The organism is Pedococcus soli (assembly GCF_054782575.1).
The window spans coordinates 318,960-331,329 of the sequence record NZ_BAAGSF010000005.1 but is presented as its reverse complement, the minus strand read 5'-3'; the positions used below and the strand labels follow the sequence as shown (position 1 = coordinate 331,329).

Sequence of the window (12,370 nt, the reverse complement as noted above, 5' to 3'; positions counted from 1 at the left end):
AAGGACTCACCACCGTGGCCGCACGCGAGGAAGCCGGACCCATTCTCAACGGCATCCCCAGCCAGCTCCCGGACATCGACCCCGATGAGACCCAGGAGTGGCTCGACTCCCTCGACGGAGTCATCGAGGAGGGCGGTCGCCAGCGAGCCCGCTACGTCATGCTCAAGCTGCTCGAGCGCGCTCGGGAGATGCAGGTCGGGGTGCCGTCGCTGACGGCGACCGACTACATCAACACGATCAGCCCCGAGGCAGAGCCGTGGTTCCCCGGTGACGAGGAGGTCGAGCGCCGCTACCGCGCCTACCTGCGCTGGAACGCCGGCGTCATGGTGCACCGCGCCCAGGCCCCGGGCATCGGCGTCGGCGGCCACATCTCCACGTACGCCTCCGCAGCGACCCTCTACGAGGTCGGCTTCAACCACTTCTGGCGCGGCGCCGACCACCCCGGCGGTGGCGACCAGGTCTTCTTCCAGGGCCACGCCTCCCCCGGCATGTACGCCCGCGCCTACCTCGAGGGCCGCCTCTCCGAGGACCAGCTCGACGGGTTCCGCCAGGAGCACAGCCACGTCGTGGCCGGCAAGCCGCTCGCGCTGCCGTCCTACCCGCACCCGCGCCTCATGCCGGACTTCTGGCAGTTCCCGACCGTGTCGATGGGCATCGGCCCGATGAACGCGATCTACCAGGCGCAGTTCAACAAGTACCTGCACAACCGTGGCGTCAAGGACTCCAGCCAGCAGCACGTCTGGGCATTCCTCGGCGACGGCGAGATGGACGAGCCGGAGTCGCGCGGCCTGCTGCAGCTGGCGGCCGGCGAGGAGCTCGACAACCTCACCTTCGTCATCAACTGCAACCTGCAGCGCCTCGACGGCCCGGTCCGCGGCAACGGCAAGATCATCCAGGAGCTCGAGTCGTTCTTCCGTGGTGCGGGCTGGAACGTCATCAAGGTCGTCTGGGGCCGTGGCTGGGACCCGCTGCTCGCGGCCGACCGTGACGGTGCCCTCGCGCACATCATGAACACCACGAGCGACGGCGACTACCAGACGTTCCGCGCCAACGACGGCAAGTACGTCCGCGAGCACTTCTTCGGCAAGGACCCGCGCACGCGCGAGATGGTCAAGGACTGGTCCGACGAGGACGTCTGGTGGAAGCTCAAGCGCGGTGGCCACGACTACCGCAAGGTCTTCGCCGCCTACCAGGCCGCCATGAACCACACCGGCCAGCCGACCGTCATCCTCGCGAAGACGATCAAGGGCTACGGGCTCGGCAGCCACTTCGCCGGCCGCAACGCCACGCACCAGATGAAGAAGTTCACCCTCGACGACCTCAAGGGCCTGCGCGACAGCCTGAAGATCCCGATCAGCGACGAGCAGCTCGAGAAGGACCCGTACCGTCCGCCGTACTTCCACCCGGGAGCCGACGACCCGACGATCCAGTACCTGCGCGAGCGCCGCGAGAAGCTCGGCGGCTCGCTGCCGTTGCGCCGAGTGGAGCACGAGCCGCTGAAGCTGCCCGACTCGTCGGCCTACGACATCGTCAAGAAGGGCACCGGCAAGCAGCAGGTCGCCACGACGATGGCGTTCGTCCGGCTGCTCAAGGAGCTCATGCGCGACAAGGAGTTCGGCAAGCGCGTCGTGCCGATCATCCCCGACGAGGCCCGCACGTTCGGCATGGACTCGTTCTTCCCGACGATCAAGATCTACAACCCGCACGGGCAGAACTACACCTCCGTCGACGCCGAGCTCATGCTGGCCTACAAGGAGGCCAAGGACGGGCAGATCCTCCACCTCGGCATCAACGAGGCAGGCTCGATCGCGGCCTTCACCGCCGCCGGCACGTCCTACGCCACGCACGGCGAGCCCATGGTCCCGATCTACGTCTTCTACTCGATGTTCGGGTTCCAGCGGACCGCCGACTCGATCTGGGCGGCTGCCGACCAGATGACGCGCGGCTTCCTCATGGGTGCCACCGCCGGCCGCACGACCCTCACCGGTGAGGGACTGCAGCACGCCGACGGCCACAGCCACATCCTCGCGGCGACCAACCCCGCGGTCGTGTCCTACGACCCGGCGTTCGCCTTCGAGATCGGCCACATCATGCAGGACGGGCTGCGCCGGATGTACGGCGACAACCCGGAGAACGTCATCTACTACGTGACGCTCTACAACGAGCCGATGAGCCAGCCCGCCGAGCCGGAGAACGTGGACAGCGAGGGCATCCTCAAGGGGATGTACCTCTTCGCCCCCGGCATCACCGACGGCCTGGGCGACGAGGCCCCGCGCGTGCAGCTGCTCGCGTCGGGTGTCGGCGTGCCGTGGGTGCTCGAGGCCCAGGAGCTGCTGCGCAACGAATGGGGGGTCGTCGCCGACGTGTGGTCGGTGACCTCGTGGAACGAGCTGCGTCGTGACGGGCTCGCCTGCGACGAGCAGGCGTTCCTGCACCCCGACGAGGAGCGCCGGGTCCCCTACGTCACCCAGCGCCTGCAGGACACCCGCGGCCCGGTCGTCGCGGTGTCGGACTACATGCGCCAGGTGCAGGACCAGATCCAGCAGTGGGTGCCCGGAGACTTCGCGTCGCTCGGCGCCGACGGGTTCGGGTTCTCCGACACCCGACCGGCTGCGCGTCGCTACTTCCACATCGACGGCCCCTCGGTCGCGGTGCGCGCGCTGCAGATGCTGGCCGCCCGTGGCGAGATCGACGGCAACGTCCCGCGTGAGGCGGCGGCCCGCTACCGCCTGCTCGACGTCACCGCCGGCACCTCCGGCAACGCGGGCGGCGACAGCTGACCGCCTGATTCGGTTGTCGCACAACAGGTATGCCGCCTGCTCACCGTGAGCAGGCGGCATACCCATTCTGTGGGCCGGCGCAGTCTGGGAGAGGATGGGGACATGACCTCCCCATCCCCCCAGAACCCGCGGCGCCGCGTCGCCGTGACCGGCTCCTCCGGCAAGCTCGGCCGCACCGTCGTCGCCCACCTCGCCGAGAGCGGCTACGACGTCCTCGCCCTCGACCGCACCCGGCCCGAGTCGCCGCAGACCCCGTTCGTCGCCGTGGACCTCACCGACTACGGCCAGGTCCTCGAGGCGTTCTCCGGCGGGGTGGACGAGCACACCGGGCCGGTGGACGCCGTCGTGCACCTCGCGGCGATCCCGGCCCCCGGGCTGACGACGAACGCGGCGACCTTCGCGAACAACTCGGCGGCCACCTACAACGTGTTCGCCGCCGCCCGGGCGCTGGGGATCCGCAGCATCGTCTGGGCCTCGAGCGAGACGGTCCTCGGCCTGCCCTTCGACACTCCCCCGCCGTACGTCCCGGTCGACGAGGAGTACCACCCCCGCCCCGAGAGCACCTACTCGCTCAACAAGGCGCTCGAGGAGGAGATGGCGGCCCACTTCTGCCGCTGGGACCCCGAGCTCACCATGGTCGGGCTGCGCTTCTCCAACGTGATGGATCCCGAGGACTACCAGGCGTTCCCGTCGTTCGACGCCGACGCGACCCTGCGCAAGTGGAACCTCTGGGGGTACATCGACGCCCGCGACGGCGCCCAGGCCGTGCGCCTGGGCCTCGAGCGGACCGAGCCCGGCGTCGAGGTGTTCGTCATCGCGAACGCCGACACCGTGATGAGCCGGTCGAGCGCCGAGCTGGTGGCCGAGGTGTTCCCCGGTGTCGAGGTGCGCAAGGAGCTCGGCGAGCACGAGACGCTGCTGGGCATCGACAAGGCGCGTCGGGTCCTGGGCTACGACCCGCAGCACTCGTGGCGCGACCACGTCTGAGCTCCGTCGACCTGACGCACGACGAACGCCCGGCCCCCGAGGGACCGGGCGTTCGTCGTCGGAACGGGTTCGCTCACTCGCTCTGCCCGAGGAAGTCCTTGCGCGCGGTGACGCAGATGTCGGGCTGGTCGCAGAAGACGCCGTCCACACCGGCCTTCATGAACTCCACCACCTCGTCGACCGCCCGTCCGAAGTCGGCGGGGTCGGACCCGACGCGGTAGTCCGTCGGCAGGAAGGTGTTCTCCGCACGGAAGGTGTACGGCGTCACCTTGAGGCCGGCAGCGTGGGCGGCAGCGACCAGACCGGTCGGAGAGGCGAGCGTCCCGTCGGCGCGGCGGCCGATCACGAGGTTCTTGTCGGGACCGATGCCGTCGATGGTCCGGGACAGCCGCTTCAGGCTGGCCGGCGCCAGCAGGTCGGCGTACGTGCGCGGGTCGCCCTTGCTGACGAGGTCGTACGGCGCCCCGGTGGCGCCTGCGAGGAAGACCTCGTTGGCGCGGTAGCCGTAGGTCGTCCGCAGCTCCACGAGGTTGGTGAGCTCGAAGGACTGGACCCACAGTGGCGCCTTCGGCGTGTCGAGCCGGTGCTTGCGGACGGCCTTGATGAGCGCAGCCTCGGGGTTGAGCCCCTTGGCGTGGAAGTACGTCGAGTGCTTGATCTCCGGGATGATGCCGATCTTCCGGCCGTACTCCTTGGACAGCTTCTCGCGCAGCGCCAGCACCTCCTCGAACGTCGGCACCCTGTACCGACCGTCGTAGAGCGTGTTCTCCTGTCGGATCTGGGGCAGCCGCTCCTTGGCCCGCAGCGTGCGCAGCTCGGCGAGGGTGAAGTCCTCGGTGAACCACCCGGTCGTCGCGACACCGTCGAGGTTCTTGGTCGTGCGACGCGACGCGAACTCCGGGTGGTCGGCGACATCGGTCGTCCCGGAGATCTCGGGCTCGTGCCGGTCGACGAGGACCCCGTCCTTGGCCATGACGAGGTCGGGCTCGATGTAGTCGGCACCGAGCGCGACCGCGAGCTCGTAGGCACCACTGGTGTGCTCGGGCCGGTAGCCGGAGGCACCACGGTGCGCGATGACGAGGGGCCCGGTGGTCTTGCGGACCCGGTCGATGGTGGCGGTGCGGTCCGCGCGGTCGGTGGCGGAGGAGGTGGTCGTGCGGCCCGAGGGTGCAGCCGCGGACGGCCCGGCGAGGGCAACGGTGGCACCCAGGACGAGGGCACCGGTGACGGCCAGGGCGGGGAGGGTTCTGGTCATGCCCGCGACGCTAGGAACCCGCCCCCGGCCGTGGGCGACCCTGCGGTGTCGGTCAGGTGAAGGTGCGTCGAACCGTTGGGGCCGCTCCCCCGGTGGTTGTGGGCGTCATACAAATAGACTCCCCGTATGGCGCCCGCGACGGTCACGACCTCCCCCGCCACCCTGCAACGGGTGGAGCGTGCCGCCGGGGAGCTGTCCAGCGGCGCGACCCGGCGGATGGAGACCGCGCACGACTGGTACCGCGCCCTGTCGGCGGAGGACCGGTCATGGGTCGGGCTGGTCGCCCAGGCCGGCATCGCGGCCTTCATCGCGTGGCTGCGCGAGGGCGGCGACCACATCCCCGTCACGGCGGACGTCTTCGGCACCGCACCCCGTGAGCTCACCCGGTCGATCACGCTGAGGCAGACCCTCGACCTCGTGCGCTCGGTGGTCGACGTCGTGGAGCAGGACGCCACGGCCCTCGCGGAGCCCGGTGAGGAGCAGGCCCTGCGCGAGTCGGTGCTGCGGTACTCGCGCGAGATCGCGTTCGCAGCGGCCGAGGTCTACGCGCACGCGGCCGAGGCCCGCGGGGCGTGGGACGCGCGGCTCGAGGGGCTCGTGGTCGATGCAGTCCTGCGTGGTGAGGCCGACGACTCCATGCAGTCGAGGGCCGCCGCGCTGGGCTGGGGTTCGACCACCCGCGTGGCCGTCATCGCCGGGAGCACGCCTCCCGGGAGCTCGGCCGGAGTGGTCGACGGCCTGCGCAGGGCGGCTGAGCGCGTGGGAGTGGACACCCTCGCCGCGGTCCAGGGACGCCGCCTGGTCTGCATCATCGGCAACGTCGACGACGCCATGGTGGCGGCGCGTGAGGTGGGCGACCAGTTCGGCGAGGGCCCCGTGGTCGTCGGTCCGACGGTGCCCCACCTGTTCGCCGCCGGCCGCTCCGCGCGGGCGGCGCTCGCCGGCCACTCGTGCGCGCAGGCCTGGCCCGAAGCACCCCGACCGGTGGCTGCGGACGACCTCCTGGCCGAGCGCGTCCTCATCGGCGACGCCCCTGCCCGCGCGCTCATGCTCGACCGGATCTGGCACCCGCTCTCCTCGAGCGGGGGTGCCCTGCTCGAGACCGCGGCGTCCTACCTCGAGACCGGGGGCGGCCTCGAGGGCACGGCCCGGCTGCTCTTCGTGCACCCCAACACCGTGCGCTACCGCCTGGGCAAGATCGCCGACCTCACCGGCTACCACCTGACCGATCCCCACGACGCCCACACGGTGCGGATCGCCCTGGCCCTGGGTCGGCTGAGCCGCCCCGGCCCCTCCGCGGTGCGCTACACGCCCGCCGGCTGACGACGTGGCGCCGGTCACGCCGGCGGAGATCAATTGGAGGAAACCTCCAAAACGGGCCCGGGATGTTCGTGCGGAACGGTCACGCCTCCGTCGGGTGGGGACCGCAAGGCTGGGACCGTGCTCGCAATCGTCTGCCCCGGACAGGGCTCCCAGACCCCCGGCTTCCTCGCGCCCTGGCTCGAGCTGCCTGCCTTCCGCGAGCGGCTCGAGTCGCTCTCCGACGTCGCCGGTCTCGACCTCGTGGCGCACGGCACGACCTCGGACGCCGAGACGATCAAGGACACGGCGGTCGCCCAGCCCCTCATCGTCGGCGCGGGCCTGGCCACCGCCGCGGTGCTGCTGCCGAGCGGCCCGGCGGGCACCGTCGGCGTCACCGCCGGCCACTCCGTCGGCGAGATCACCGCGGCGGCTCTGGCGGGGGTGCTGTCCGACCACGACGCGATGGTGTTCGTCCGCGAGCGCGGCGCCGGCATGGCAGCCGCCAGCGCCACCACGCCCACCGGGATGAGCGCCGTCCTCGGTGGCGACCCCGCGGAGGTGGCCGCCGTCCTCGAACGCCACGGCCTCACGGCGGCCAACGCCAACGGCGCCGGCCAGACCGTCGCCGCCGGCACCCTCGACCAGCTGGCAGCGCTGCTCGCCGACCCGCCGGCCAAGGCGCGCGTCATCCCGCTGCAGGTGGCGGGCGCGTTCCACACCACCCACATGGCCCCCGCCGTCGAGGCGCTCGGCGAGCTCGCCCAGGGCTTCGACGTCAGCGATCCCGGCGTCACCCTGCTGTCCAACCGCGACGGCGCCGCGGTCGGCTCGGGCGCCGAGGTCCTGACCCGCCTGGTCCAGCAGGTGAGCAACCCGGTGCGCTGGGACCTGTGCATGCAGACGATGGTCGAGCAGGGCGTCACCACGCTCATCGAGCTCAGCCCGGCCGGCACCCTCGTGGGGCTCGCCAAGCGCGGGATGCCCGGGGTCACCACCCTGGCAGTGAAGACGCCCGACGACCTCGCGGCGGCACAGCAGCTCATCTCCGACGACGCGCAAGAGGCCTGACATGACCACACCCGCCCCCAAGGGCACCGGCACCATCACCGCTCCCGCCGGAGCCACGTTCTCGCGGATCCTCGGCGTCGGCGGCTACCGCCCCGAGCGGGTCGTGTGGAACGCCGAGCTCGTCGAGGCGATCGACTCCTCCGACGAGTGGATCCAGGAGCGCTCGGGCATCAAGAGCCGCCGCTTCGCCGCCAAGGACGAGTCCGTCGTCGACATGTCCGTCGCCGCCTCGCACGAGGCCCTCGCCATGGCGGGGCTCGAGGCCTCCGCCATCGACGCCGTCATCGTCGCGACCGTGACCCATCCGTTCCAGACGCCGGCCGCGGCGCCGATCGTCGCCGACCGGCTCGGCATCCAGGCCGCTGCGTTCGACATCTCGGCCGCGTGCGCCGGCTACTGCCACGCCATCAGCCTCGCCAGCGACATGGTGCGTGGCGGCAGCGCCCGCCACGTCCTCGTCATCGGCGTCGAGAAGCTCTCCGACTTCACCGACCTCAACGACCGTGGGTCCGCCTTCATCTTCGGCGACGGCGCCGGCGCGGCCATCGTCGGGCCGTCCGACACCCCGGCCATCGGCCCCACCGTGTGGGGTTCGGACGGCGCGCAGTGGAAGGCCATCTCGCAGCGCGACTCCTGGGTCGACGTCCGCGACCAGGACCTCGGCTGGCCGGCGATCGGGATGGCCGGCCAGACCGTGTTCCGCTGGGCGGTCTGGGGCATGGCCCCGGTCGCGCTCAAGGCGCTCGACGCCGCCGGGGTGCGCCCCGAGGACCTCGACGCGTTCATCCCCCACCAGGCGAACATGCGGATCATCGACGCGATGATCAAGCAGCTCAAGCTGCCCAGCGACATCGCCGTGGCCCGCGACATCGCCGACACCGCCAACACCTCCGCCGCCTCCGTCCCCCTCGCCACCGAGCGCATGCTGCGCGAGGGTGAGGCACCACGGGGCGGCCTCGCCCTCCAGATCGGCTTCGGTGCCGGCCTGGTGTATGCCGCGCAGGTCATCGTCCTGCCCTAGCGGCACCCACGACTCCCGCGGGCCCGCGGGGTGCACGACCGGGCCGACCAACGACCAACCACACCGACACCCGTCGGACAACCAAGGAGCGCAAGCACATGGCACAGAGCGAGCAGGAGATCCTCGAGGGACTGGCCGAGATCGTCAACGAGGAGACCGGTCTGGACACCGACTCGGTGCAGTCCGAGAAGTCCTTCACCGACGACCTCGACATCGACTCCCTGTCGATGATGACCATCGTGGTCAACGCCGAGGAGAAGTTCGGCGTGCGCATCCCCGACGACGAGGTCAAGAACCTCAAGACCGTCGGCGACGCCGTGTCCTTCATCTCGAAGAGCCAGAGCTGACCTGCGGCTGACGCCGCACCCGCACCACCCGCGGGGTGGCGCGCCCGCGCCATACCCGGCTCGCCGGCCGCCACCCCGCAGCAGCACCACGCACCACCCTCCACCGCAGCACCACGCACCACCCTCCACCGCAGCACCCCTCACGAAGGAGCACCCAGACATGACCGCCGAACGACGCGTCGTCGTCACGGGCCTCGGAGCCACCACCCCCGTGGGCGGCAACGTCCCCGACACGTGGGACGCCATCCTCGCCGGCCGGTCCGGTGCCCGGACCATGCCCTACGAGTGGGTGGAGCAGTACGACCTCCCCGTGAAGTTCGCCGCGACGCTGAAGACCCCCGCCGAGGAGGTGCTGAGCAAGGTCGAGGTCCGCCGCATGGACCCGAGCGCGCAGTACGCCCTCATCGCCGCGCGTGAGGCCTGGGCCGACGCCGGGTCGCCCGAGGGCGACCCCGAGCGCCTGGCTGCCTGCATCGGCACCGGCATCGGTGGCGTGTGGACGCTGCTGTCGCAGTGGGACAACCTGCGCGAGAAGGGCCCGCGCCGCGTCTTCCCCCTTGCCGTCCCCATGCTGATGCCCAACGCCTCGTCGGCCGCGGTCTCGCTCGAGATCGGGGCCCGCGCCGGCGCCCACACCCCCGTCTCCGCCTGCGCCTCCGGCCTCGAGGCGATGGGCTACGCGTACGACATGATCCGGAACGGTCGTGCGGACATCGCCGTCGCCGGTGGCACCGAGGGTGCCGTGCACGCGCTGCCCATCGCCGGGTTCGCCGCGATGCAGGCCCTCTCGACCCGCAACGACGACCCCGAGCGCGCCTCGCGCCCCTACGACACCGGGCGCGACGGCTTCGTCCTCGGTGAGGGTGCGGCCGTCGTGGTGCTCGAGGAGTACGAGGCGGCGAAGGCCCGCGGTGCCAAGATCTACGCCGAGGTCGGGGGCGTGGGCATGTCCGCGGACTCCCACCACATCGCGGCGCCCGAGCCCGAGGGTGCTGGTGCGTCCCGAGCCATGGTCGAGGCCGTCCAGCGCGCCGGCCTGACGCCCAAGGACATCGTCCACGTCAACGCCCACGCGACGTCGACGCCGGTCGGCGACGTGGCCGAGTCCAACGCGATCCGCCGGGCGTTCGGCGACGACGCGGACGGGATGCCCGTCAGCGCGACCAAGTCGATGACGGGGCACCTGCTCGGTGCCGCCGGTGCGCTCGAGGGCGTCCTGACGATCCTCGCCCTGCACCACCGCCTGGCCCCTGCCACCATCAACCTCGACGACTTCGACCCGGCGATCAAGCTCGACGTCGTGCACGGTGAGGCGCGCAAGCTGCCCGCCGGCGACATCGCCGCACTGAACAACTCGTTCGGGTTCGGTGGTCACAACGTGGCGGTGGTTTTCACTTCACCGTGACCCGTGCGGTTGCCTGAGTTAACGGCAAGTCAGCCGTTCGGAGGGTGGTCGTCCCGTGATGTCTTCGTGATCATCGAGTCGCGGCCAGTTTGCGGCCGTGAGTCCGATCAGGGAGGTCGCGGGTGGTTGGTGCATCGGGAGCGCGGGGCTGGGGCGTCGAACGCATCCAGGTCGTCGACGACCGCCTGCCCCGACGGTTCCGGGCAGCCCTGTGGTCGCACACCCTCCGCAGCCCCCTCGTCCTGCGCCAGCTCGCGCCCGTCCTCGCCGTGGCAGCCCTGACGGCCCTGTTCTGTGCCTGGCGGCACCCCGGCGGGGCCGCCGAGCTGACCTGGTGGCTGATGGGCGGGCTCGCCGCGGTGGCCCTCGCCGCATATGGCGCCATCGTCCTGATGACCATGGGCCGCAACGAGGCGTGGCTGGCCCGTGAGGTGGTCCCGGGACGGTTCATCGCCGTCACCGTCGGGCAGGAGAGCCTGCGGGTCCGGGACCACGACTCGTCCGTCGAGTACGGCTACTCGCTCATCACCGGTGTGCACCAGTACGGCGACGTGGTCGTCATCGAGCACAGCCCGTCGTTCTGGACGCTGCCCCTGGAGCTGTTCGAGGTGCACGAGCTCAGCGTCATCCGCGCCCGGGCCGGGCGCACCTTCCTGCCGTCCGCCGGCACCACCGAGCAGCCGCTCGAGGTCGGGCAGCACGCGATGGTCCAGGGGCGGGCCGGTCGGGTCGGCCGCATCGTCCGCTGACGGCGGGCGTCTCGCCCCGCTCCGTCCAGACCCGGTTCAGCGCGGGGCTGGGGCCAGGGTCACGCCGCGGATGGGCGTACCCGGTGACGACCGTGGAGGTGGTCGGCGGCCGGGGAGGTCGCTCGCGTGGCGGTCGAGGACCGCGAGGAGCTTGTCGTCGCGAAGGTGGGCGACACCGTGCTGCCGTCCGGCGCCCCTCCCCCTGTGAGCGCCGCATCGGGCACCGACCGGTTCTGGGTGGCGGGCCGGTCGGATCGGGTCGCGTCGGACCGCTCGGGCAGGACGAACGGGAACGCCAGCAGGGCCGTGAGACCGGCGACCCAGAGCAGCAGCAGCCCCGGCCGCGGCTTCCAGCTGCCGCGACGGGCCAGTGCGCCGTGCCGGACCAGCTCGCTCAGGTAGGCGATGAGCGTGGCGAACGCGGCCACGGCGAGCAGCCACAGGGCCCAGGCTGCGGCCGCTGCGTCGCCGGGCAGCGGGGCGGTCAGGACTAGCCAGGCGCACCACAGCAGGACCCCCACACCAGCCGTGGCCAGCACCCCCACGAACACCAGCGGACTGGCCTTGGGGCGGGTCACAGATACCTCCAGGGTCGGACGATCAGCGTGACACGCTACCGAAACCCGTCCAGGACCCGGGAATCCCGCAGGTCAGCGGGGATCGCTCTCCGGCCGGCTGCGGCCCGGCACGCAGACGAGCCGGCGAGCCTCCCCCCGGAGGCCTCGCCGGCTCGTCCCTGCCTTGCTGACCTGGGTCAGCCGACCTTGTGGAGCCATCGCACGGGCGCGCCGTCACCGGCGTAGCGGAACGGCTCGAGCTCCGCGTCCCAGTCCGACCCGAGGATCTCCTCGAGCATGTCGGACATCGCCTCCGGGGAACCCTGCGACAACCGCAGGACCTCCCGCAGCCGGTCCTCGTTGACCACGGCGTCTCCCGCGGCCGAGGTCCAGGTGTGGTGGATGCCCAGAGCCGGCGTGTGCGACCAGCGTGACCCGTCGGCGCCGGGACTCGGCTCCTCGGTCACCTCGTAGCGCAGGTTGTCCCACCCGCGCAGCGTCGAGGCGAGCTTGGCACCACTACCCTGCACACCGGTCCACGCGAGCTCGGCGCGCACCAGTCCTGCGCCGGCCGGTTGCGGGGTCCAGTCGATGGACAGTGGGCGGTCGAGGGCTGACTCGAGCGCCCAGGTGATGTGCGGGCACAGCGCTTTGGGGGTGGAGTGAATGAACACCACCCCGCGAGTCGTGACACGCGGCATCGCGACAGACATCCGGGCCTCCTTGGGTGTGCGAGGGACGTCTTCCCCACGAACCTGCGCACATCTCGGGTCACCGGCGTGTTGCCGCGATCTTCAGTTGGGACCTGCTGGCGACCATTGTGCACCACGCACCACTTCGGCACCAGCGTTATCACGAGTCCCGTCCAGCACATGGTCACCGACGGGTATGGCGGGCGG

General features: G+C 71.3%; 11 protein-coding genes. 8 read left to right on the top strand and 3 right to left on the bottom strand.

Translation table 11 applies throughout. The features are described 5' to 3' along the window. Positions 1 to 14 precede the first annotated feature (14 nt). Positions 15 to 2,780 carry a pyruvate dehydrogenase (acetyl-transferring), homodimeric type gene (gene aceE, locus ACYVKF_RS14695; protein ID WP_460967376.1) on the top strand — a complete coding sequence of 922 codons (2,766 nt, stop codon included), beginning with the start codon at positions 15 to 17 and terminating at the stop codon, positions 2,778 to 2,780. A gap of 102 nt (positions 2,781 to 2,882) precedes the next feature. Further along, entirely contained in the window at positions 2,883 to 3,767 is an 885-nt protein-coding gene (locus ACYVKF_RS14690) for an NAD-dependent epimerase/dehydratase family protein (RefSeq protein ID WP_056919913.1), read from the top strand. Positions 3,768 to 3,840: 73 nt separating this feature from the next. On the opposite strand, the gene ACYVKF_RS14685 is transcribed toward ACYVKF_RS14690, so the two are convergent. Further along, entirely contained in the window at positions 3,841 to 5,022 is a 1,182-nt protein-coding gene (locus ACYVKF_RS14685; protein ID WP_460967373.1) for a glycerophosphodiester phosphodiesterase, read from the bottom strand. A 126-nt stretch (positions 5,023 to 5,148) separates the two neighbouring features. Here ACYVKF_RS14685 and ACYVKF_RS14680 point away from each other — a divergent pair, with 126 nt between their 5' ends. The 6 genes from ACYVKF_RS14680 (at position 5,149) to ACYVKF_RS14655 (ending at position 10,914) form a co-directional block, all read left to right on the top strand. After that, positions 5,149 to 6,345 carry a PucR family transcriptional regulator gene (locus tag ACYVKF_RS14680; RefSeq protein WP_460967371.1) on the top strand — a complete coding sequence of 399 codons (1,197 nt, stop codon included), beginning with the start codon at positions 5,149 to 5,151 and terminating at the stop codon, positions 6,343 to 6,345. Between the two features lie 117 nt (positions 6,346 to 6,462). Then, positions 6,463 to 7,392 carry an ACP S-malonyltransferase gene (locus ACYVKF_RS14675; RefSeq protein WP_056917600.1) on the top strand — a complete coding sequence of 310 codons (930 nt, stop codon included), beginning with the start codon at positions 6,463 to 6,465 and terminating at the stop codon, positions 7,390 to 7,392. A 1-nt stretch (position 7,393) separates the two neighbouring features. Beyond that, positions 7,394 to 8,413, top strand: a complete 1,020-nt coding sequence (locus tag ACYVKF_RS14670) for a beta-ketoacyl-ACP synthase III (RefSeq protein ID WP_056917601.1) — start codon at positions 7,394 to 7,396, stop codon at positions 8,411 to 8,413. Between the two features lie 98 nt (positions 8,414 to 8,511). Continuing rightward, a complete protein-coding gene (locus ACYVKF_RS14665) occupies positions 8,512 to 8,760 on the top strand; it encodes an acyl carrier protein (RefSeq protein WP_056917602.1) in 249 nt (82 codons plus the stop codon). Between the two features lie 160 nt (positions 8,761 to 8,920). Beyond that, entirely contained in the window at positions 8,921 to 10,165 is a 1,245-nt protein-coding gene (gene fabF, locus ACYVKF_RS14660; protein WP_056917603.1) for a beta-ketoacyl-ACP synthase II, read from the top strand. A 122-nt stretch (positions 10,166 to 10,287) separates the two neighbouring features. After that, positions 10,288 to 10,914, top strand: coding sequence for a hypothetical protein (locus ACYVKF_RS14655; protein ID WP_460967368.1), 627 nt, complete (start codon positions 10,288 to 10,290; stop codon positions 10,912 to 10,914). 59 nt (positions 10,915 to 10,973) lie between these two features. Here the strand turns inward: ACYVKF_RS14655 and ACYVKF_RS14650 are convergent, their stop codons facing one another. Continuing rightward, positions 10,974 to 11,492 (bottom strand): hypothetical protein, encoded by a 519-nt coding sequence (locus ACYVKF_RS14650; protein ID WP_460967366.1) that lies wholly within the window; start codon positions 11,490 to 11,492, stop codon positions 10,974 to 10,976. A gap of 176 nt (positions 11,493 to 11,668) precedes the next feature. After that, positions 11,669 to 12,184 (bottom strand): DUF3145 domain-containing protein, encoded by a 516-nt coding sequence (locus ACYVKF_RS14645; protein ID WP_082581052.1) that lies wholly within the window; start codon positions 12,182 to 12,184, stop codon positions 11,669 to 11,671. Positions 12,185 to 12,370 lie beyond the last annotated feature (186 nt).

Bases quoted from the DNA above. Each gene is read 5' to 3' on its own strand.
- ACYVKF_RS14690 (WP_056919913.1), top strand. From the start codon at position 2,883: ATGACCTCCCCATCCCCCCAGAACCCGCGGCGCCGCGTCGCCGTGACC.
- ACYVKF_RS14685 (WP_460967373.1), bottom strand. From the start codon at position 5,022: ATGACCAGAACCCTCCCCGCCCTGGCCGTCACCGGTGCCCTCGTCCTG.
- ACYVKF_RS14680 (WP_460967371.1), top strand. From the start codon at position 5,149: ATGGCGCCCGCGACGGTCACGACCTCCCCCGCCACCCTGCAACGGGTG.
- ACYVKF_RS14670 (WP_056917601.1), top strand. From the start codon at position 7,394: ATGACCACACCCGCCCCCAAGGGCACCGGCACCATCACCGCTCCCGCC.
- ACYVKF_RS14665 (WP_056917602.1), top strand. From the start codon at position 8,512: ATGGCACAGAGCGAGCAGGAGATCCTCGAGGGACTGGCCGAGATCGTC.
- fabF (WP_056917603.1), top strand. From the start codon at position 8,921: ATGACCGCCGAACGACGCGTCGTCGTCACGGGCCTCGGAGCCACCACC.
- ACYVKF_RS14645 (WP_082581052.1), bottom strand. From the start codon at position 12,184: ATGTCTGTCGCGATGCCGCGTGTCACGACTCGCGGGGTGGTGTTCATT.